Origin of the sequence: Promicromonospora sukumoe, assembly GCF_014137995.1 — a bacterium.
In the GTDB taxonomy this organism is placed as follows: Bacteria; Actinomycetota; Actinomycetes; order Actinomycetales; family Cellulomonadaceae; genus Promicromonospora; species Promicromonospora sukumoe.
This window is the reverse complement of the sequence record NZ_JACGWV010000002.1, coordinates 582,989-604,368: the sequence shown is the minus strand read 5'-3', so window position 1 is coordinate 604,368 and position 21,380 is coordinate 582,989. Positions and strand designations below refer to the sequence as shown.

The 21,380-nt window shown below is 72.5% G+C and carries 16 protein-coding genes; 9 read left to right on the top strand and 7 right to left on the bottom strand.

Annotated features, from left to right (window positions below; genetic code table 11):
* Window positions 1-7 precede the first annotated feature (7 nt).
* Together FHX71_RS28855 and FHX71_RS19780 are read left to right on the top strand one after the other, a co-directional pair.
* A complete protein-coding gene (locus FHX71_RS28855) occupies window positions 8-901 on the top strand; it encodes an N-acetylneuraminate synthase family protein (protein WP_220490213.1) in 894 nt (297 codons plus the stop codon).
* 206 nt (window positions 902-1,107) lie between these two features.
* On the top strand, window positions 1,108-2,151 hold the full coding sequence (locus FHX71_RS19780) for a glycosyltransferase family 2 protein (protein WP_312877145.1): 1,044 nt from the start codon (window positions 1,108-1,110) through the stop codon (window positions 2,149-2,151).
* A gap of 92 nt (window positions 2,152-2,243) precedes the next feature.
* Here the strand turns inward: FHX71_RS19780 and FHX71_RS19775 are convergent, their stop codons facing one another.
* From FHX71_RS19775 to FHX71_RS19765, 3 genes are all read right to left on the bottom strand, one after another.
* Entirely contained in the window at window positions 2,244-3,245 is a 1,002-nt protein-coding gene (locus FHX71_RS19775) for an LAVTG motif-containing sortase-dependent surface protein (RefSeq protein ID WP_182619174.1), read from the bottom strand.
* Window positions 3,246-3,453: 208 nt separating this feature from the next.
* A complete protein-coding gene (locus FHX71_RS19770) occupies window positions 3,454-4,686 on the bottom strand; it encodes a DUF6716 putative glycosyltransferase (protein WP_182619173.1) in 1,233 nt (410 codons plus the stop codon).
* Window positions 4,683-5,738: a hypothetical protein gene (locus tag FHX71_RS19765; RefSeq protein WP_182619172.1), complete on the bottom strand. Its 1,056-nt coding sequence runs from the start codon at window positions 5,736-5,738 to the stop codon at window positions 4,683-4,685. Before FHX71_RS19765 ends, FHX71_RS19770 begins: the two co-directional genes overlap by 4 nt.
* Before the next feature lie 155 nt (window positions 5,739-5,893).
* On the opposite strand from FHX71_RS19765, the gene FHX71_RS19760 reads away from it, so the two are divergent.
* Both FHX71_RS19760 and FHX71_RS19755 read left to right on the top strand, forming a co-directional pair.
* Entirely contained in the window at window positions 5,894-6,898 is a 1,005-nt protein-coding gene (locus tag FHX71_RS19760; RefSeq protein WP_182619171.1) for an ABC transporter permease, read from the top strand.
* A complete protein-coding gene (locus FHX71_RS19755; RefSeq protein ID WP_312877144.1) occupies window positions 6,891-7,847 on the top strand; it encodes an ABC transporter ATP-binding protein in 957 nt (318 codons plus the stop codon). The genes FHX71_RS19760 and FHX71_RS19755 overlap by 8 nt, the downstream gene beginning before the upstream one ends.
* A gap of 90 nt (window positions 7,848-7,937) precedes the next feature.
* Here the strand turns inward: FHX71_RS19755 and FHX71_RS19750 are convergent, their stop codons facing one another.
* The 3 genes from FHX71_RS19750 to FHX71_RS19740 form a co-directional block, all read right to left on the bottom strand.
* Complete coding sequence (locus FHX71_RS19750) at window positions 7,938-9,314, bottom strand: hypothetical protein (RefSeq protein ID WP_182619170.1); 1,377 nt, start codon at window positions 9,312-9,314, stop codon at window positions 7,938-7,940.
* Between the two features lie 79 nt (window positions 9,315-9,393).
* Window positions 9,394-10,644: an adenylyl-sulfate kinase gene (gene cysC / locus FHX71_RS19745; RefSeq protein ID WP_182619169.1), complete on the bottom strand. Its 1,251-nt coding sequence runs from the start codon at window positions 10,642-10,644 to the stop codon at window positions 9,394-9,396.
* The gene (locus FHX71_RS19740) at window positions 10,641-11,591 is read right to left on the bottom strand and encodes a sulfite exporter TauE/SafE family protein (RefSeq protein ID WP_182619168.1); all 951 of its coding nucleotides are present in this window, start codon (window positions 11,589-11,591) and stop codon (window positions 10,641-10,643) included. Before FHX71_RS19740 ends, cysC begins: the two co-directional genes overlap by 4 nt.
* 240 nt (window positions 11,592-11,831) lie before the next feature.
* Between FHX71_RS19740 and FHX71_RS19735 the strand changes: the two genes are divergently transcribed.
* The 4 genes from FHX71_RS19735 to FHX71_RS19720 all read left to right on the top strand — a co-directional run bounded on the left by FHX71_RS19735 (window position 11,832) and on the right by FHX71_RS19720 (window position 17,347).
* Window positions 11,832-12,707, top strand: a complete 876-nt coding sequence (locus FHX71_RS19735; RefSeq protein WP_182619167.1) for a 3'(2'),5'-bisphosphate nucleotidase CysQ — start codon at window positions 11,832-11,834, stop codon at window positions 12,705-12,707.
* A gap of 3 nt (window positions 12,708-12,710) precedes the next feature.
* Complete coding sequence (gene cysD / locus FHX71_RS19730) at window positions 12,711-13,613, top strand: sulfate adenylyltransferase subunit CysD (protein ID WP_182619166.1); 903 nt, start codon at window positions 12,711-12,713, stop codon at window positions 13,611-13,613.
* Window positions 13,613-14,926, top strand: coding sequence for a sulfate adenylyltransferase subunit CysN (gene cysN / locus FHX71_RS19725; protein ID WP_182619165.1), 1,314 nt, complete (start codon window positions 13,613-13,615; stop codon window positions 14,924-14,926). The genes cysD and cysN overlap by 1 nt, the downstream gene beginning before the upstream one ends.
* A 207-nt stretch (window positions 14,927-15,133) precedes the next feature.
* Entirely contained in the window at window positions 15,134-17,347 is a 2,214-nt protein-coding gene (locus tag FHX71_RS19720; protein ID WP_182619164.1) for an acyltransferase family protein, read from the top strand.
* Window positions 17,348-17,375: 28 nt separating this feature from the next.
* Here the strand turns inward: FHX71_RS19720 and FHX71_RS19715 are convergent, their stop codons facing one another.
* A complete protein-coding gene (locus FHX71_RS19715; RefSeq protein WP_182619163.1) occupies window positions 17,376-18,878 on the bottom strand; it encodes a S8 family peptidase in 1,503 nt (500 codons plus the stop codon).
* A gap of 205 nt (window positions 18,879-19,083) precedes the next feature.
* Here FHX71_RS19715 and FHX71_RS19710 point away from each other — a divergent pair, with 205 nt between their 5' ends.
* Entirely contained in the window at window positions 19,084-21,201 is a 2,118-nt protein-coding gene (locus tag FHX71_RS19710; protein ID WP_182619162.1) for an acyltransferase family protein, read from the top strand.
* Window positions 21,202-21,380: the final 179 nt, after the last annotated feature.

Sequence of the window (21,380 nt, the reverse complement as noted above, 5' to 3'; positions counted from 1 at the left end):
CCTTCTTATGAGCGCGACGAACGCGCAGCCCGCGCCGGTCACTATCGGCGACCTGCAGGTCGGCGCCGACCAGCCCGTGTACGTGATCGGTGAGATCGGCATCAACCACAACGGTGACGTCGAGATCGCCAAGAAGCTCATCGACGTGGCGGTCGAGGCCGGGTGCCAGGCCGTGAAGTTCCAGAAGCGCACTCCGGAGATCAGCACGCCGAAGGACCAGCGTGACAAGATCCGTCAGACGCCCTGGGGCGAGATGACGTACCTCGAGTACAAGTACAAGGTTGAGTTCGAGGAGCCGGAGTACACGGAGATCGCCGCGTACGCCAAGGACAAGGGCGTGCAGTGGTTCGCGTCCCCGTGGGACGCCCCGTCGGTGGACTTCCTCGAGAAGATGGACGTGCCGACGCACAAGGTCGCCTCGGCCTCCGTGACGGACCACGAGATGCTGCGCGCGCTCGCCGCCACCGGCAAGCCGATCATCCTCTCGACCGGTATGTCGACGCTCGAGCAGATCGACGCCGCGGTGGAGATCCTGGACAAGAGCAAGCTCGTCATCCTGCACTCCACGTCGACGTACCCGCTTCCCCCCGAGGAGGCGAACCTGCGCACCATCACGACGCTGCAGGAGCGCTACGGCGTGCCCGTCGGCTACTCGGGCCACGAGACCGGCCTGCAGATCTCGCTCGCGGCCGTCGCCCTGGGCGCCGTCGCCGTGGAGCGTCACATCACGCTCGACCGCGCCATGTGGGGCTCGGACCACGCGTCCTCGCTCGAGCCCAAGGGCCTCGAGAACCTGGTGCGCGACATCCGCATCCTCGAGAAGGCTCTCGGCGACGGCCAGAAGCGCGTCATGCCCGGCGAGTTCTCGCCGATGTCGCGCCTGCGTCGCGTCGACGCCTGAGCCGAAGGCCCTATGCTCGGGCGCACAACGTCCGAGCGAAGGCACGAAGCGGACCCGGCGGCCGTCAGGCCCTGAGTCCGTGAAGCTGTTCATCGTCGGAGGCGGGCGCCGCGCGTGCGGTGCCCGCCTCTGATGTTCCCGGACTGTGCAGAACTGACGATCACGGGCCGTGCGGCCCGGTCGTGGCGCCCACGAGAGGAGGCCTCGTGCCCGAGCGGGTAGAGGCGGCGAGCATGCCGTTGGTGACGGTGGTCGCCGTCGTACGTGACGAGGAGCCCTACCTCGAGCCCATGGTGCGCTCGGTCCTGGGCCAGGACTACCCGCACCCGCTGCACGTGGTGCTGTCGGTGGGGCCGTCCAAGGACCGGACCCGCGAGATCGCCGACAAGCTCGCGGTCGAGACCGGCCGCGTCACCGTGGTGGACAACCCGACGGGCTCCAAGCCGCTCGGCCTCAACGCGGGCCTGGAGCGCATGCCCGAGGGGCACACGATCTTCGTCCGCGTGGACGGCCACACCGTGGTCGAGCCCACGTACGTGCGCCGCGCCGTGGAGGCCCTCCAGGCCGCGGGCGCGGACGGCGTCGGCGGGCAGATGCTCCCCGTGGGCGACATCCCCGTGCAGAAGGCCGTGGCGCGCGCGATGAGCCACCCCGCGGGGCTGGGCGCCGCCTCGTTCCACACGGGCGGCAGCGCCGGCCCGGCCGAGACCGTCTACCTGGGCACGTTCCGCCGCGAGGCGCTGGAGCGCGTGGGCGGGTACTCGCCCGTGTACGTGCGGGCCCAGGACTGGGAGCTGTGCCTGCGCCTGCGCAACAGCGGCAGCCTGCTCTGGTTCGACCCCTCCCTCGTGGTCGAGTACAAGCCGCGCCGCACGCTGGGCGCCGTCGCCACGCAGTTCTGGCGCACCGGCATGTGGCGCCGCGAGGTGGTGCGCCGCAACCCCGGCACCGCGAACCTGCGCTACCTGGCCCCGCCGACCGCCGTCGTCGTGCTCGGGGTGTCCGTGCTGCTGGCCGTGGCCGGCGCGGTCGCGGGCCTGACGCCGCTGCTCGTCGTCGGCCTCGTGGCCCCCGTCACCTACACGCTGGGCGTGCTCGTCGCCGCCGCGCACGCCGCGACCCGCCCGCCGCGGCTCGACGTGCGCTCGGCCCTCGTGCTGCCGATCACGCTCATGACCATGCACATGGCGTGGGGCGCCGGGTTCCTGCGCGGCCTCACCGAGCGCGTCCGTACGGACGACGGCGTCTGACGCCGAACCTGCCGCCCGGCTCCTGACGCCGGAGACCACCGAGGCGCCCACCCTGTGCGGGGTGGGCGCCTCGGCGCTTCAGCGGGGTCGTCTCAGGCGCGCATGCGACGCCGTGCGACGACGAGCGCCGCACCGGCGGCCACGAGCAGCGCCGCCACGCCGGCGGTGAGCCAGGCGGCCTCGGGGCCCGTCGCGGCGAGCTCCTCGTCGTCGGCGCCGGCCGAGCCGCCGCCGCTCTCGCCGTCGCCGGGGGCGGCGTCGAGGCAGGGGTCGTCGGCCGAGAAGTCGGCCTTGACGATGGCGGCGTGCTTCTCCGGGCCGCCCGTGCTCAGCGAGAAGATCGGGGCGTCGACGTCGGGCAGGTTCACACCGCTCCCGATCGGACCGATCTCGCTCGTCATGCCCGGTGAGCTACCGTCCCACGCGAGGCGGCCGGAAAGCTCGGTGCCCTCGTAGACGATGTGCCCGCGGATCGCCTCGTCCTTGGTGTACGGGTAGATCCGGACCGTGGTGTCCTCGGTGGCCCACCACGCGTCGATGTCGTAGACGAGGTAGCCGAGGCCGTCGACGCACTCGGTGGACAGGTCCACGGTCGTCTCGTCGTCGTGGTTGCAGTTCGGGTAGGCCATGTCGGCCACGGGGATCGCGATCGGCTCGGTGGGGCCCACCTCCGGGATGCGGAACCCCGGGCCGAAGTTGCTGAACGCCGGGTCGACCCACGGGTCGCTGAAGTACCAGTCGACCCACTGGTAGCCCTCGTTCGGCGTGGCGACGAAGACGCCGTCCTCCAGCGTGTACGTCACGCCGTCGGTGTCCGCGGGAAGGGCGAAGTCGTCCGTGGGGTCCGTGTCGCAGGTGTAGGTGGGCACGTCCAGGCCCGTGTACTCCAGCGCGGCGACCTCGTCGTCGGGCTCGCCGCCGGTCTCGGGGTCCGGCTCGCTCACCGACGGCGAGGGCGACGGCGTCGGCGACACGCTCACGCTCGGCGAGGGGCTCGGGGAGGGCGACTCCGCGGCCATCGCGGTGCCGGCGCCTGCGCCGGCGAGCACGAGCGACAGAGCCAGGGAAGTGGTGCTGATCAGAGCACGTCTCATGAAAGTCTTCCGGCCGATAGGGGGTGAGGCCGGGTTCTGGCCTCGCTCACGACGCTATCCGGTACGAGGTACCGAGACAACGAACTACCCGACTTGTCCGGTCAAATCACCCGGTGTGCTGCGGCAGCCGAACCGCCGGGAAACAGCTCAGGCGGCCTCGTCGTCCGAGACCGCCTGAGTCGACCTGTCGCGCCCGCCGGGCGCCGCGCTAGCGGTTCGCGAGCGACGGCGCGGCCTTGCCGAGCACGCGCTTGACCGGGCGCCCGACGACGAGAACGGTGCGGTAGAGCCAGCCCGGCAGCACCGACTGGAGCACCACCCGCACGTGCCGCGGCCACAGCCAGGGGCGCACGTCGGGCAGGGAGCGCAGGGTGCCGTCCGCGCGCTGCGCGGCGAGCGACGCGACGAGGGCGGGCAGCTCGGACTCGGTCTCGTGCAGGTAGTTGTCGTCGAGCCAGGCGGCGTCGGGCACTGGCCCGTTCTCGTGGAACACCTTGCCGGCGTCCGCGAGGGAGACCAGGCAGCCGCTGCCGACGAAGGGCTCGTTGAGCAGCTCCTCCGAGACACCGAAGTCCTCGACCAGGGCGGTCGGCAGGTTCAGGGCCAGCGACTCCAGCGCGGCCGTGGAGCTCACCGTGGCCAGCGCGGTACCGGGCTGCAGCCACTCGGCCATGGGCCCGTCCACGAAGCGCAGGGCGTTCACGGCGTGGCCGAGCCCCGCGTGCTCGGTCTCCCACAGGTCGTCGTAGGGGTGCTCCTCGTTGTGGGTCTGCCGCTCGCCCTTGCGCGCGCGGAGCTTGACGATCACCTCGAGGCCCTCGCCCGCGACCTTGGCCAGGCTGTCCAGCAGCTGCACCCGCTCGGCGCGGCCGGCGGGCACCTTGGCCTGGGCGGCGAACACGACGCGGCCGACGGGCGCCGTCGCCATCGTGGTGTGCCGCTCCAGGAACGGCAGGTGGGTCAGCACGACCTGGGGCGTGACGTCCTGCGTGGCGAACGCCTCCGCATAGGCGGTCCGCTCGCGGCGGCTGTGCACCACGAACGCGTCGCACCAGCGACGCCAGGCCGCGCCCCGCGGGGTGGCGGGCAGGGCCATCCCCGGTAGCCCGGTCACCAGCGCCGGGCGGCGCTTCGGGTCCGCCCGGACCACGGTGCGCGCGACCATCTCGGCGATCGGGCCGGTGGCGGCCACCAGGACGACGTCGGGCCGCGTGCTGCGGACGTGGTCGCGCAGGGCGCCCAGGCTCAGCACCTGCGGGCGCACCACCGTGGAGCCGGCGACGGCCGCGGCGATCTGGCTCGTGGTGGGCACGATGGGGGTGCGCACCAGCACGGCCGCGCGCTCCAGCGGAGCCTCGGGGTCACCCAGGCTGTCGAGCGTGGAGCATGCCCACTTGAGGTAGGAGTCGCTGTCCGCGACGGCGAGCACGCGGATGGTCATCCGTGGTCCTCCGGGTAGGTCGGGTCGGGTCCGGTCCTGGCGGCACGTGCTTCTGCCGCGAGCCGGAGCACGCTCGAGAGGTGCGCGCGCAGGCTCGGTGCCGCGCGGTCGGTCCACCAGCTCTCCGGCACGGCCTGCGGCATGACGGCCACGCCCCGGGGGGCGAGGATCGTCGTCAGCAGCACTGCTGCCGTGGACGGGAGGCTGACGACGCGCTGCGATGCCGCCATGCCGCGCAAGCGTAGCTCTACCGGGGCCCCCGCGGCGTCCAGGAAGAGCCCGTCGGTCGCGGCGAGCCGGGAGAGCACGGCGTCCGTCTCGCGGCGGTGCGGCAGATAGCGCAGCGGGCCGTCCGCGGCGAGCGACCGGACCCACTCCACATAGCTGTCGGTGTCGATCAGCCCGTCGGCGGCGAGGGCCGAGCCGATGACCACCGTCGGCTCGTCCGGGGCACCCGCCGACGGCGCCTGGGCGAGCCAGGCGAACTCGTTGCGCACCAGCTCGAAGCCCTGGGCGGTCAGGTGGTCGGCGACCGCGGGTTCGAGCGGCAGCGCGGTGAACAGGGTGGCGCGCCCGTCGGCGGCCAGGTCGCGCAGCCGGCGCGCGGCGACGGTGCCGAGCCTGCGGCGGGCGGCACCGGCGTCCGCGCGCGGGCGGACCAGCGGCTCGCGCTCCGCCAGCCGGCGGGCCAGGTCCAGGGTCGCGAGGCCGTCGTCGACCAGCACCACGCGGGCCAGGCCGCGTCGCAGGGGCGCCGTCGCCTGGAACAGCCCGGAGAAGGCGTCGCCGACCAGCCAGACCGGCTCGTGGGCGGTGAGCGCCGTCCGCCGTCCGGCCAGGTCGGCCGAGAAACCGTCGGGGAGGCCGAACCGGCGCACCTCGTGCAGGGCGTCGCCCAGCGCGGGCACGTCGTCACGGACGTGCACCCGGGTGGGCGTCCCGCCGAGTCCCGCGGCGTGGGCCTCGATGGTGCACAGGAGCTGCAGCGGGGACTCGACCAGCGCACCCGCGGGCCGCATCGGATGCGGCGGGTTGTGATGGGCGGTCGGCACGATGGGCAGTCTCTCACGGTGGGGAACTGAGAGGGGACGGCAGGCCTCTGACCTGGGGAGTCCGACGGATCTGGTAGGTTTTCGCGGCGACCCGCTAGGCTTTTGATGGTCGGTCGAAACCGGCCTGCCCTCCACAGACAGGTATTTCACACACCGTGAGCACACCCACCACCGATGCGGCCGCAGCCGGTGTCCGCCCCGCGCGTAGCGGTGCGCGGAAGGCACCGCAGCCGCCGCAGCCGCTGGTCCCCGAGACCACCTCGGCCGAGCGGATCGCCCTGGCGGAGCAGTACGGCCTGCGCCGTCTGAACGTCCGTCCGCCGCTCGGGGAGTACATCCGGGACCTGGCCGGGCGCTGGAACTTCATCCGCGTCCTGGCGACGTCGACGGCTTACGCCAAGAACCAGAGCAACTACCTGGGCCAGCTCTGGGCCGTGCTGAACCCGATCCTGAACGCGGCCGTCTACGTGCTGATCTTCGGGGTCCTGCTCGGCGTCAACCGGCACGTCGACAACTCGATCGCGTTCATCGTGGTCGGCGTCTTCATCTTCCGGTTCATCGAGTCGTCGGTGACCGGCGGCGCCAAGTCGATCAGCGGCAAGACCCAGCTGCTGCGCTCCCTGCACTTCCCACGGGCCGTGCTGCCCATGTCCACCGTGCTGTCGCTCCTGGCGACGCTCGTGCCGGCCCTCGCGGTCATGTGCGTCATCGTGCTGCTGAGCGGGTTCATCCCGGGCTACCAGATGATGACGATCACGTGGTGGTGGCTGCTGCTGCCCGCCGCCGTGACGCTGCTCTGGATCTTCAACACGGGGCTCGCGTTCATCATGGCCCGGGTCGTGGCGACCACGCCGGACCTCGACAACATCATCGGCTTCGTCATGCGCGTGGTGATGTACGGGTCGGGCGTGATCTTCCCGCTGGCCCTCTACATCGACCGGATGGAGATCTCCGAGGGTGCCAAGGCGGTGGTCGGCGGGGTCCTGGAGTACCAGCCCGTCGCCGTCTTCCTGTACCTGGTGCGCTCCTGCCTGACGCAGGAGGAGACCATCCCGCAGAGCGGCCTGATGTGGGCGCTCGGCGCCGGCTGGGCCGTGCTGGTATTCGTGATCGGCTTCGTCGTCTTCTGGCGGGGCGAGGAGAGGTACGGACGTGACTGAGGCCGACGCACACATGGACTTCGACCTCGAGCTCGAGCCCGAGGACGTCGGCGAGACGCCGCCCGAGACGCCGATCGGCGACCCCTGCCTCGTGGTGGACGACCTGCACGTCGTCTACCGCGTCATCGGCGGCCGCGGCAAGAAGGAGGCGGCCAAGGGCGCGAACGTCCGCGAGGTGGAGGTCAAGGAGTCGTTCTTCCGCCGCCTCATCAGCTCCAGCCGCCAGCACGTGGGTGCGGTGAGCGAGGTGCACGCCGTGCGCGGCATCTCGTTCACGGTCCGGCACGGCGAGTCGGTCGGGATCGTGGGCGTCAACGGCTCCGGCAAGAGCACGCTGCTGCGCGCGGTCGCCGGCCTGATGCCGCCCAAGTCCGGCAGCGTGCACGTCTCGGGCGAGCCGTCCCTGCTCGGCGTCAACGCGGCCCTCATGCCGCAGCTGACCGGCGAGCGGAACATCATGATCGGCGGTCTGGCCCTGGGCCTGACGCCCAAGCAGGTCGAGGAGCGCTTCGACGACGTCGTGGAGTTCGCCGGGATCGGCGACTTCGTGTACCTCCCGATGAAGACGTACTCCTCGGGCATGGGCGCCCGGCTGCGCTTCGCCATCTCGTCGGCCGCCTCGCCGGACATCCTGATGATCGACGAGGCGCTCGCCACGGGTGACGCCGCCTTCAAGGCGCGCTCCAAGGCCCGGATCGAGGAGGTGCGGGAGAACGCCGGCACCGTGTTCCTCGTGAGCCACTCGATCTCGACGATCGAGGCCATGTGCACCCGGGTGCTGTGGGTGCACGAGGGCAAGCTCGTGATGGACGGCCCCACCATGGAGGTGGCCGAGCGGTACAAGGAGTACGTCCGCGGCCAGCGGCCGCCGGGCCGCAAGGGCGGTCGGCCGGGGGCCAAGAACGGCAACGGCAACGGGAAGGGCGCGCCCCGCAAGGTGGACGCCTGACGACCCGTACGGTCCGCGCCTGACGGCCGGAGCACGAAGGCCCGCCGCCCCTCGGGGCGGCGGGCCTCTCGCGTGCGGGCACGCCGGGGGTCAGTGCGAGCCGACCAGCTCGATCAGGGCGGAGTGGTCCTGCTCGAAACGAGCGGTGTACTCGTCGTACAGGAGCTGGTCCACGCCGTTCGCCTCCCGGAGCCGGCGCACCGCGGCGGACTCCTCGGTGGTCCGCTCGGGCTGGCCCGAGGCGCCCCGGTGCCCCACGCGGTCCGCGATGAGCGCGCCCGTGGAGGCGGCCGCCGCGAGGTGGCTGGCCTCCAGGTGCCGCATCGTGCCGACCAGGTGGAACCGCTCGTCGAGCGTCTCCCGGCACATCCGGAGCAGGTCGTCCTCGCGCAGCCCGGCGGTGGCCTCGAGCCAGAACATCTCCTCCTCGTGCCGGATGGACTCGAACTGGCCGGCGCCCGCGAACCGCTTGCCGTAGGCCACGCGCAGGTCGGGGTGGGTCGTGACGATCTGCCGCGCCAGCATGTTCGTCATCCCGTGCTTGACCGTGTACGCGATGTGGTCGTCGAACGTCGGGGACTCGTCGAGCGTCGGCACGATCCCGGGGGTGGAGATCCGCTTGAAGTAGCCGGACCGGATCTGCGACACCGGGTCGCGCAGGACCGTGAAGTGGCTGAGCTCGCGGCCCGGGATCTGGAGGGGGAACGGGTGGTGCTGGTGCACGAGCATGAGCCGCTCGGCGTCCTCGGCCGGCATCTGCAGGGCGTGCTCGACCTGCAGCAGGCCGTGCCGGCGGTTGATCTGCACCATGCGGCCCCACGGGACGAGGCGCTTGAGCGCCACGATCATGCTGGTGCCGCCCGAGAACGGGAGGTGGAAGAACACGGGCAGCGCCGCGCCGCCCGGTGCCTGCCGCTGCAGGCGCGCGTACTCCTGCGAGAGGTCGTCCTCGCCCCAGACCGTCAGGTGGGCGTTGTCGTCGGCGTCGGGCGGGAACTCCTTGTCGAGCCGCTCGGCGAACGCCCGGGCGAGGTCGCCGCGCCCGGCTCCCGCGAGGGCCGTGACGACGATCAGCCAGTCCTTGTGCTTGGGACCGCCGACCACGAACTCCGGCTCGATGTCGACCACCTCGTCGAACCGGCCGGCGGCGGCGAGCAGCGCGGGCATCCAGTTCTTGGCGCCCTCGTTGCCGAAGGCGGTGGCGAGCGTCGCGACGATCCCGAGGACCATCCCGTCCCAGTCGCTGAACCGCTTGGTCAGGGCGCGGCGGCGCATGGCCGCGACCTCCAGCTTGGGGATCTTCTCGCCGCGGGCGTGCCGGACCATCAGGTGCGAGAACTCCTCGAGCACCTCGTCCCTGCGGTTCCGGCCGACGACCTCGGGGCCGAACGCGCCCCGGAACTTCGCGCCGGTCAGGCGCCCCCTGGAGTATCCCTGTCGCCAGTCCAGCGTTCTCGTCTTGGTCATGCAGTGCTCCAGTTCCATCTGATCTCGTGCCGTGCCCGGACGGTGCCGCGACGGCGGGGCTGCGGTCGGGTGCGCTCCGTCACCCGGCCGCTCTGAGGTGGGCGCGAACCGCGTCCACTGCCGCGTCGACGGACACGACTGACGTATCGATGACGAGCTCGGCGTCGTCGGGCTCCTCGTAGGGCGAGGAGATGCCCGTGAAGTCGGCGATCTCGCCGGCCCGGGCCCGGGCGTAGAAGCCCTTGCGGTCGCGCGCCTCGCACACCTCCAGCGGCGTGCTGACGTGCACCAGGACGAACCGGGCGCCGGCCTCCTCGGCCAGGGCCCGTACCTTCGCCCGGCCGGCCGCGAACGGCGCGATCGGGGCGGCGACGGCGGTCCCGCCGTGCTTGGCGACGAGCGCGGCCACGTACCCGATGCGCTCCACGTTGGTCTCGCGGGACTCGCGGTCGAAGCCGAGGCCCTTCGAGAGGTGGTGGCGCACCTCGTCGCCGTCGAGCAGGGTCGTGCCCAGGCCGTCGTCCTCCAGCTCGGCGGCCAGCGCGCGCGCCACCGTCGACTTGCCGGAGCCCGACAGGCCCGTGAAGAACACGACGGTGCCCTGCCGGTGGCCGCCGCTCGCGGCGCGCACCACCTCGGCGGCCGACGCGGGCGGGTACAGCGCCCGCACGGCCTCGTCCCGCACGTGGGGCAGCGCGGCCACCCGTTCCGCCGTGGCCGGCGTGCGGTGCGCGGCGAGCGTCTCGACGCGCACGGCGCCGTACGACGCCGCGACGTCGTGCAGGTCCGTGCCGGCCGGCCCGGACCACGGCACGACGACGGTGGTCACCCGGGCCCCGGTCCGCTCGGCCAGGGTGCCGGCCAGGGCGAGGGTCGCCCGCACCAGCCCGGGGGCGCCCACGGCGCCGGGCTCCGGGGCCCGGCGCGCGGCCGGAACGAGCAGCAGCACGGCGGCGGACCCCGCGGCGAGTGCCGCGGCCGTGCCGGACTCCTCGGCGGTCGGCACCTCGGTGACGAGCAGGCCGAGGGCGTTCCCGTCGGGCCCGGACGCGAGGTCCGTGCGCACCTCGCGGGCCGGACGGCGGACGGCGGCGTCCCACTGGGGGCCGATCGCCGCCGCGAGCGGCTTGAGCGGTTCGAGCACGACGCCGTCGGCGCCCGTCCGCGTGAGGCGGGCCAGCGGGGTGTTCTCGGCGTCGGTCAGCAGGACGTCGGACGGGAGGCCCGGCAGCGCCGCGAGAAGGGCCGACGGCGGCACCGCGCCGCCGAGGACCAGCTCCAGGAGGTCCAGCTCGGCGTCGGACAGGACGTGGGCGGGGGAGTCGGTCATGTGCGGGTGCTCGATTCTGCGGGGTCTGGACTCGAGTCTGCTACGGGCTGCTGTGGGGCGGCGGAGAAGCGGCGCTTGACCCAGAACCACACCAGGTTGCCGACGACGAGCGCCGCGCCGGCCGCGCCCAGCACGACGGGCAGGCTCGCGCCGAGCAGCTTGAGCGCGGAGGCCAGCAGCAGGATGGCCAGGGCGCGGCGGATGATGCCGCCCGGCGCGCGCGCCGACACGTGCGCGCCGAACCAGGCGCCGGGGATGGCGCCGATGAGCAGGGACGTGGTCAGCCCGAGCGAGAAGTCGCCGTACAGCAGGTGGCCCAGCGACGCCGCTGCCACGAGCGGCACGGCCTGGACCAGGTCGGTGCCGACGAGCTGGGACGCCTTGAGCGCCGGGTAGAGCAGCAGGAGCACGACGATGACCACCGAGCCCGCGCCGACCGACGTCATGCCGACCAGGAGCCCGGCCACGGCGCCGAGGATCACGGTGGGGACGGGGCGCACCACGAGCTCCTCGGGCGCGGAGGGCCGGGCAGGCCCCTCGCCGAGCGCCGAGCGGCTGCGCACCATCTGCAGCACCGCGCGGACCACGAGCCCGCCGGAGGCGATGAGCAGGGCGACGCCGAGCACCGTCTTGAGCGCGGCGTCGAGCGAGTCGCCGAACGGCAGCGCCTGGATGAGCAGCGCTCCGGAGAACGCGGCGGGCACCGAGCCGATGCACAGCCACAGCACGAGCTTGAGGTGCACCGTGCCACGACGGAGGTGGACGATCGCGCCCGCGGGCTTCATGAAGAGGCTGGCGACGACGTCGCTGGAGACCGCGACGAGCGGGTCGACGCGGAACACGAAGATCAGCATCGGCGTCATGAGGGCGCCGCCGCCCATCCCGGTCAGGCCCACGATGAACCCGACGACGAGGCCGCCGAGGACCAGGGGAAGGTCGATGCTCATCGCGCGCGGCTCGCGCGGCGGATACGGGCGATCGTAATTCCGATCAAACCCATCGGGATAGTGTCCATTAGCGCCTCCTGGAGCCGGTAGTGATGCTTATGGGTCCACTGGCGCTGGATCGCATGCCGGAATGGTAGCCTCGGCGCGTTCGCCGGACTGCACCTGTGGCGCCTTGGCCCCTTGTCGAGCGCCGCGCAGCGACGGCCGGACCAGCCGGAACGCCGTCCACCCTGGAGATCGATGAACGCGCCGCCCCCCACGTTCCTGTCGGCGTCGCTCGACGACGACGCCCTCGCCCACGCACTCGCCTCGGGAGCGGCGGAGGTGCTGCTCGCGCTCCGCGCCGAGGTCGACGCCGCCGGCGGCTCCTTCGACGCCAAGGAGCTGAAGGACGCGGGTGACGCCGCGGCCCAGGAGTGGCTCGCGGCGGCCCTGGCCTCCGCCCGGCCCGACGACGCGGTCCTCTCCGAGGAGGCCAAGGACGACGCGTCCCGCACCGGCGCGGACCGGGTGTGGATCATCGACCCGCTCGACGGCACCCGCGAGTTCGCGGAGCGGCACGCCGACGGGCCGCTCGCCGGGCAGTGGCGGGACGACTTCGCCGTCCACGTCGCGCTCTGGGAGCGGGGCGCCGGGCTCACGTCCGGCGCGGTCGCCCTGCCCGCGCGTGCGCAGGTCCTGACCACCGCGGACGGCGTCGTGCCCGACGACGACACCGCCGCCGTGCTGGCCGGGGACCGGCCGCTGCGGATCGCCGCGAGCCGCAGCCGTCCGCCCGCCTTCGTGGCGGCCCTGGCCGAGCGGGACGACGTCGAACTCGTGCCGATGGGCTCCGCCGGGGTCAAGATGATGGCAGTAGCCGACGCTACAGTTGACGCCTACGTCCACGGGGGTGGGCAGTACGAGTGGGACTCCGCGGCCCCCGTCGCCGTGGCCAGGTCCCGCGGACTCGTCTGCACCCGTCTCGACGGATCCGAGCTCGAGTACAACCGGGAGAACCCTTGGCTCCCTGACCTGTTCGTATGCCCCCCGGCACTCGCTCCGCGCCTGCGTGAGCTGCTCGACACCGTAGGTGTCGAGTCCGTGGTCGGGGCAGATAGCAAAGAAGGTGCTTGAGGAGTGAAGAGTCACGTCCTGAGCCAGCTGCGCAGCCTGGAGGCCGAGAGCATCCACATCATGCGCGAGGTGGTCGCCGAGATGCAGCGCCCCTGTCTGCTGTTCTCCGGCGGCAAGGACTCCATCGTCATGCTGCACCTGGCCGTCAAGGCGTTCGCCCCGGCGCGCGTCCCGTTCCCGATCATGCACGTCGACACCGGCCTGAACTTCCAGACCGTGCTCGACTGCCGGGACCGCTGGGTGGAGCGCACGGGCGTCCAGCTCGTCGTCGCCTCCGTCCAGGAGGGGATCGACCGCGGGCTCGTGCAGGAGGAGCCCAACGGCTCCCGCAACCGCATCCAGACGCCGGTGCTGCTGGAGGCCGCCGAGAAGCACGGCTTCGACGCCCTGTTCGGCGGCGGACGTCGCGACGAGGAGAAGGCCCGCGCCAAGGAGCGCGTGTTCTCCTTCCGCGACGACTTCGGCCAGTGGGACCCGAAGAACCAGCGCCCGGAGATCTGGAACCTCTACAACGGCCGCGTCCACCAGGGTGAGTCGATCCGCGTGTTCCCGCTGTCCAACTGGACCGAGCTGGACATCTGGTCCTACATCGAGGCCGAGGACATCGACCTGCCCGACCTCTACCTCGCCAAGGAGCGCGAGGTCGTGGAGCGCAGCGGCATGCTCTACGAGGTCAACGGCTTCACCCCGCTCAAGGACGGCGAGACCGCCGAGGTCCGGTCCACGCGCTACCGCACCGTGGGCGACGCGAACCTCACCGCGTGCGTCGAGTCCGCGGCGGTCACGCTCCGCGACGTCGTCGAGGAGGTGGCGGCGGTCCGGCTGACGGAGCGCGGCGCCACCCGCGGCGACGACAAGGTGAGCGAGGCCGCCATGGAGGATCGCAAGAAGGAAGGCTACTTCTGATGACGACGACTCTTCCCGACGCCGCCGAGGCGCACCCCGAGGTCGCCAGCGGCGACCTGCTGCGGTTCGCCACGGCCGGCTCGGTCGACGACGGCAAGTCCACCCTGATCGGCCGGCTGCTGTTCGACAGCAAGTCGATCTTCGCCGACCAGCTTGAGTCGGTGGAGCAGGTCAGCAAGGACCGCGGCAACGACTACGCGGACCTGTCGCTCCTGACGGACGGGCTGCGCGCCGAGCGCGAGCAGGGCATCACCATCGACGTGGCCTACCGCTACTTCGCGACGCCCAAGCGCAAGTTCATCATCGCGGACACCCCCGGCCACATCCAGTACACGCGGAACATGGTCACGGGCGCCTCGACGGCGGACGTGGCCCTGATCCTCGTGGACGCCCGCAAGGGTGTCGTGGAGCAGTCGCGGCGCCACACGTTCCTGGCCACGCTGCTCGGCGTGCCGCACGTGGTGGTCTGCGTGAACAAGATGGACCTGGTGGACTACGACGAGCAGGTCTTCGAGAAGATCCGCGCGGAGTTCACCGAGTTCGCCTCCCGCCTCCGCGTGCCCGACCTGACCTTCATCCCGGTGTCCGCCCTCGCGGGCGACAACGTGGTGACGCGGTCGGAGAACATGCCCTGGTTCGACGGCTCGCCGCTGCTCAGCCACCTCGAGCGGCTGCACGTCGCCTCCGACCGCAACCTGGTCGACGTCCGGTTCCCCGTGCAGTACGTGATCCGGCCGCAGCAGAACGACACGCGCGACTACCGCGGCTACGCGGGCACGGTCGCGTCCGGCGTCATGAAGCCGGGCGACCGGGTGCTGGCCCTTCCGGCCGGCCTGGAGACCACGATCGCGTCCATCGACACGGCCGACGGCCCCGTCGAGGAGGCGTACCCGCCCATGTCGGTGACGGTGCGGCTGGCCGACGAGATCGACATCTCGCGCGGCGACATGATCTGCCGCCCGAACAACGCCCCCACGGTGACGCAGGACGTCGACGCGCAGATCTGCTGGATGGACGAGTCGGCCTCGCTGGTGCAGGGCAAGAAGTACGCGATCAAGCACACCACCCGGTGGGCACGCGCGATGGTGAAGAACATCAACTACCGCGTCGACGTGAACACGCTGCACCGCGACGAGGACGCCACCGAGATCAAGCTGAACGAGATCGCGCGCATCCGCCTGCGCGTGACCCAGCCGCTGTTCGTGGACTCCTACCAGGCGAACCGCCAGACGGGCGCGTTCATCCTGGTCGACGAAGCGACCAACAAGACCGTCGCCGCGGGCATGATCGGCGGGCCCGCGCACCAGTTCTGACGTCGTCCGACGCCGGGACGAACGTGTCCGGAACGTAATGAATCACGCGGCAGGGCGCTGATACGCTCCGCACCGCTGGAGGGCCGCCGACCCAGGTCGGCGGCCCTCGTGCTCCCCCCCAGAAGTGGTCCCTGGCCAGGACGAGCACCGCGGCGCGTCCGGGCGGTGCGCGGCCACGACCCGCACACCGAACCGGAGGTTCCGCAGGTGACCGTCGTCTCGAGCCCGCCGCCCCCGTCCGGGCCGGCGGTGGGCACCGTGCCGGGCGAGCCGCCCACGCCGGCCACCGACGCCCGCCCGCCGGACGGCGGGACCCCCGCGGGCCGGCCGGCCGCGCACGTGCCCGAGCTGCACGGCCTGCGCGGGCTGGCGCTCGCGCTCGTCGTGGCGTTCCACCTGTTCGGCGACGGCCGGGTGTCGGGCGGCGTCGACGTCTTCCTCGTGCTGTCCGGGTTCCTCGCGACCGGGTCGCTGCTGCGCCGCGCCGAGCGCCGCGAGCTGCGCCTGGGCGAGCACTACGGGCGCACGTTCGCGCGGCTGGTCCCGCCCGCACTGCTGGTGCTCGCCGCCACGGCGGCCCTGGCCTGGTGGGTCATGCCGCGCGGCACCTGGATGCAGACGGGCCGGGAGATCCTGGCCTCGGCCCTGTACTACGTGAACTGGGAGATGATCTCCGGCCAGCTCGCGTACGGCGCCGCCGGGCCGCAGACCAGCCCGCTGCAGCACTTCTGGTCGATGTCGGTGCAGGGGCAGTTCTTCCTGGCCTGGCCCGTGGTCGTGCTGGTCGTCGTCGCGCTCGCCCGCACCGCCCGGATCAGCTCCCGCGGCCTGCTGCTGGTCGTGGCTGGCGGCACGACGGTCGCCTCGTTCGTCTTCGCCCAGGCGCTGCACGGTGCGGACCAGCCGGTCGCGTACTTCCACACCTGGGCCCGGTTCTGGGAGCTCGGCCTGGGCGGCTTCCTCGCGCTCCTGCTGCCGTGGCTCCGGCTGCCGGACGCCCTGCGCCCCCTGCTCGGCTGGGCCGGGCTGGGGCTGGTCGTCTCCAGCGGCTTCGTGCTCGACGGCGGCGCGCTGTTCCCGGGCCCGTGGGCCCTGTGGCCGGTGGCCGGCGCGCTGCTCGTGCTGCTGGGCTCCGGCGGGAGCGCCGGCTGGGGGCCGCGCGGCCTGCTGCGGGTGGCCCCGCTGCGCTTCGTCGCCGACATCTCCTACGCGCTCTACCTGTGGCACTGGCCGCTGCTCATCGCGTACCTGCACCACACGGGCCGGGACCACGTGGACCTGACCGGCGCCGCGCTGATCATGGCGGTGTCCGTCGTGCTGTCGTGGCTCACGACGCAGCTCGTGGGCAACCCCGCGCAACGGTTCCGCGAGCGGTTCGGCGGGGTGCGCGCGCTGGTCGCCGTCACCGTCTGCGTGGGGCTGGTGGCCGGCGGCACGGTCGCCGGGCTGGCCGGGCTGGAGCGCCGGGACGCCGCGCTGCTGGCCGCGGCGGAGGACCTCGCGTCGTCGGCCGCGGAGGACTCCGGGCCGGCCGAGTACCCGGGGGCGCTCGCCCTGGGCGACGCCTACACGGAACCCGTGCCGGACGGCGTGCCGGTGCTGCCCGCGCCCGCGGTCGCGGCCCGGGACCGCCCCGCCGTCGACGGCGACGGCTGCATCGAGGGCAGCTCCCACACGGCGGGGTCGGACCGGCCCCTGATGTGCGTGCTGCACGACGAGCGGGACCCCGAGCGGGTGGTCGTCATGGTGGGCGACTCGCACACCATCCAGTGGACGCCCGCGATGACCGAGGTCGCGAAGGAGGAGGGCTGGCAGGCGCTGCTGCTCGCCCGGCGCGGCTGCCGCCTCGCCGAGCCGGTCGAGCCGCCGGACCCCACCAACATGTGCTGGGCCTGGCGGGCCAACGCGATGGCGGCGCTGGAGCAGATGCGGCCCGACGCCGTGATGGTGGTCGGCAGCCGTACGTCGCCCACGGAACCCGGGGACGTCGTCGACCCGCCCGAGGTGCTCGCCTGGCAGCGCCTGGCGGAGTCCGGCATCCGGGTCGTGACGCTGCGGGACAACCCGCGCTTCGGGTTCGACGTGCCGGCGTGCGTGGAGGAGGCGCCCGACGCCGGGTGCTCCCGGCCCCGGGACGAGGTGTACTCGCCCGTGAACCCGGTCCGGGGCGCCGAGGGGGTCCCGCCGTCGGCCGTGCACCTGGACCTGACGCGGTTCATCTGCGCCGAGCTGCTCTGCGAGGGCGTGGTCGGGAACGTGCTGATCTACCGCGACGACAACCACATGACCGCCACCTACGCCGCGACCCTGGCCCACCCGCTGCACCAGGCGCTGCGGGCGAAGGCCGGGTGGCTGTTCGCGGAACCGGCGGGGGCCCCGCTCGCGGACGTGTCAGACCCTCAGGTCCCTCCCGGGACCTGAGGGTCTGACACGTGCGGTGCGGGTGTCGTCAGCGGTTGACGGCGTCCAGGGCGTCGGCGATGCCGTCACCGTAGAAGCTGTTCTCCGCCGGCGTGCCCACGCAGGCCGGGCCGGCCGTCGTGGTGGTGCACTCGTGGTCGTCGGCCTGGGCGCGGACCGCCGCCTCCAGCTTGGCCGGGCTCCAGCGCGGGTGCGCGGACTTCAGGAGCGCCAGCACGCCCGCGACGTGCGGCGACGCCATCGAGGTGCCGCTCTTGAGGCCCCACGTGCCGTCGAGCTCGGTCGACAGGATCGAGCTGCCCGGGGCCGAGACGTCGATCTTGCCGAGGCCGCGGTTCGAGAACGAGCTGAGGTTGCCCGCCTGGGTCAGCGACGAGACGGACACGACGCCGTCGAGCTCGGTCGGGATGTCCTCGCAGCCGGAGTTGATGGTCCGCTGGACGGCGGCGGAGTCGTTCGGGCTGGAGTTGTCGGTGGTGTTGTTCGCCAGGTCGGTGGACGCGTTGCCCGCGGCGGCGGCGTGCACCACGCCCCGCTTGGTCGAGAACTCCACCGCGCGGCGCACGGCCTCCTTGGCGGCGGCCTGGTCGGGCTGGTCCGAGCACCAGTACATGAACGGGTCCACGTAGTACGAGTTGTTCGTGACGTCCATGCGCTCCAGGCCGGCCCAGACGAAGCCGCAGACCGCGTACTCGGGGTAGATGAAGCCGTCGTCGTTCACGACCTTGACCGAGGCGAGCTTGACGCCCGGGGCCACGCCCACGATGCCGGTGCCGTTCTGCGCCGCGGCGATGGTGCCCGCCACGTGCGTGCCGTGGTCGGACGTCGTCGGCAGCCAGCCGGTCGCCGACAGGTCGGGGCGGCCGCCGTCGGTGCAGTTCACCGACTGGTCGGCGTCGACCTGCGAGGCCAGGTCGGGGTGTGCCGCGTCGATGCCGGAGTCCAGCACGCCCACGGTCACGCGCGACGACCCGGGGTTGATCTCGATGGCCTGGTCGGCCTTGATCATCTCCATGTCCCACTGCGTCACCTCGCCCGGGTCGGGGTCGGCCGCGGTGCTGCGCGACGGCCCGTCGACCGTGCCGCCCACCGAGTCCTTCTGCCCCTTGCCCACGACCGACCGGCTCTCCTTCGCGCCCGCCGGGGCGTCCGCGCCGGGCGTGCCCTCGGTGGGGGAGACGGTCCGGGTCGCGCCCACCGAGTCGATGACGCCGAGCCGGTCCGCGGAGAGCACGTCCTCGCGGAACGTGCCGTTGGCCGAGTGCACCACGACGACGCCGATCTGCGGCCAGCTCTGCACGACGACGCCCTCGGCGCGCTTGACCGCCTTGGTGGCCAGCACCGTCTGGGCCACGCCGGCCCGCTCGGTGTTCACGACGTAGGAGAACAGGGCTCCGTCGGGCGTGACGATCGGGACGGGCGTCGACTCCGGCTCGTCCGCAGCGTTGCCGGCGACGCTGCCGAGCGTCGTGAGCGCGAGCGTCGTCGCCGTGGCGAGGGCGGCTACGCGCCGGGATGCGGAGATGCGCATGGATTTCACTCTCCTTGAGGTGCTCAGGCCCCTGATGGGGATTTCCCGCAACCTACCGTGTGCGGAGAATTTCGCCTCATGTCGGCGGATGTGAAACCTCGGTGCAGGCGCCCGCGGAGCGGCCTTCCCGAGGGGGGTGATCTGTGGCGGTTGTGACATTCTGGGCCGACATCTCTCCCTACAGAGCGAAGAGCCCGACATCTCCATGACGGTAACGACCTCGACCTCCACCCCTGTCGCAGACCAGGGACCGCAGACCGCGTCCAGCTCCACGCCAGCACGGAAGTTCCGCTCCGAGGTCCAGGCGCTCCGCGCCCTCGCGGTGCTGCTCGTGCTCGTCTACCACATCGACCCGGAGGTGCTCCCGGGCGGCTACATCGGTGTGGACGTGTTCTTCGTGATCTCCGGCTTCCTCATCACCGGTCACCTGTGGCGCGAGGCGTCGAGGACCGGCGGGGTCAGCCTCAAGAAGTTCTGGGCCGCCCGGGCGCGGCGCATCCTGCCCGCGTCGATCGTCACGACAGTCGGCACGATCGCCGTCGCGCTGGTGCTGCTCCCGCGGTCGCTGGTCGAGACCTGGTGGCAGCAGGCGCTCGCCTCGGTGCTGTACGTCGAGAACTGGGCGCTCGCCCGGGACGCCGTCGACTACCAGGCGGCCTCCAGCGCGCCCACCGCGTTCCAGCACTTCTGGTCCCTCGGCGTCGAGGAGCAGTTCTACCTGGTGTGGCCGCTGCTCGTGGTGCTCGCCGTCGTGCTGTGGGGCCGGGCGCGGCGCGTGGCGGCGCAGCCGGACCCGCAGGTGCTGCGCGGGCTGCTGCTCGTGCTGTTCTCCCTGGTGGCCGTCGCGTCCTTCGTCTGGGGCGTCCGGCAGTCCATGGCCGGCGACCCGGTGGCCTACTACTCCACGCTCACGCGCATGTGGGAGCTCGCGGCCGGCGGCATCCTGGCGCTGGTGGTCCGCGACACGACCCGGTTCGCCCCGCTGCGCAACACCCTGGCGATCTTCGGCGTCGCGACCATCGTGGTGGCGGCCTGCGTGCTCGACGGCGGGACGCCGTTCCCCGGCACCGCCGCGCTGCTCCCGACGCTGGGCGCCTGCGCGGTCATCGCCGCCGGCCGGACCGTGGGCCCCGGCTCCATGCGGGCGATCTTCGAGACCTGGGCGGTCCAGCGCGTCGGCGACATCTCGTACTCGCTCTACCTCTGGCACTTCCCGGTCATCGTGTTCTTCGGCATCCACACCGGCCGGGACCCGGGGGTGACGGACGTGCTCGCGATCGTGGCCGTGTCGTTCGCGCTCGCCGTCGCCAGCTACACCCTGGTCGAGCAGCCGGTCCGCACGTCGCAGTGGTTCCGCGCCGACGGCCGGATGCTGCTGGCGGCGCTGCTGGCGATGGTCCTCACCGCGGGCATCGCGCTCACCCTCCCGCTCCGGGACCGGGCGACCAACGAGCAGTGGGACCAGAACGCGTCGATGATCTCCGGCCAGGAGGCGGAGCGGGTGCAGGAGGCGCTCCGGACCGGGTACGTCCCGTTCGTCGACGGCGACACCGCGATGAAGCCCAACCCCCTCAAGGCGGGGTTCGACAAGGGCGACACGCTGGGCAGCTGCCTCGGTTCCGCGGCGGGCGCCTACGCCGAACCCTGCGAGTACGGCGAGACGGAGAACCCGAAGGCCACCGTCGCCGTCGTCGGGGACTCGCACGCCGGCGTGCTGGCCGGGCCGGTCGTGACCGTGGCCAAGGAGCGCGGGTGGCGCGTCGTCACCTACCTGCACGGGTCCTGCCCGTACACCGCCGACCGCCGGGACAGCGGCGACCAGGGGCTCATCGACGGCTGCTACGAGTCCAACCAGCGGACCCGCGAGGACCTGCGCGAGCTCGACCCGGACCTCGTCGTCACCACGTACCTCGAGCGCACCACGTTCGAGGGGCGTCCCGAGGAGCAGGAGCCGGGAGCGGCGGGCCTGGCCGAGGTGTGGAACGAGCTCACCGACCGCGGCACCCGCGTCGTGGTGGTCCGGGACAACCCGCTCGCCCGGTCCGACGTGATGGAGTGCGTCAGCGACAACTACGAGAACCCGGAGAAGTGCGGCAGGCCGCGCGCGGAGGCGCTCGCCGGCCGCGACGTGGTGCCCGCCGCCGCGGAGCTCGCCCCGCAGGCCGAGGTCGTCGACCTGTCGGAGAGGTTCTGTGACGACACGGTGTGTCCGGCGGTCATCGGCAACGTGCTCGTCTACCGCGACGACCACCACGTGACGCGCACCTACATGGCCCAGCTCGCGGACGACATGCGCGAGATCCTGCCCAAACAGGCGAGGTAGCCGCCCGCGCCCCGGGCGCCGTCGTCGTCCCCGGGCGACGGCGGACGCCCGGGTCCCGGCCTCGCGCCAGGGGCCGGGACCCCGCCGTGTCCGGCGCCGAGTATCCGATATACCCGATAGGGTAACGGTCGCGTCCGCAGGGGGTGGCAAGGCGTCGCGCCCGGACGCTCCACCGTCCC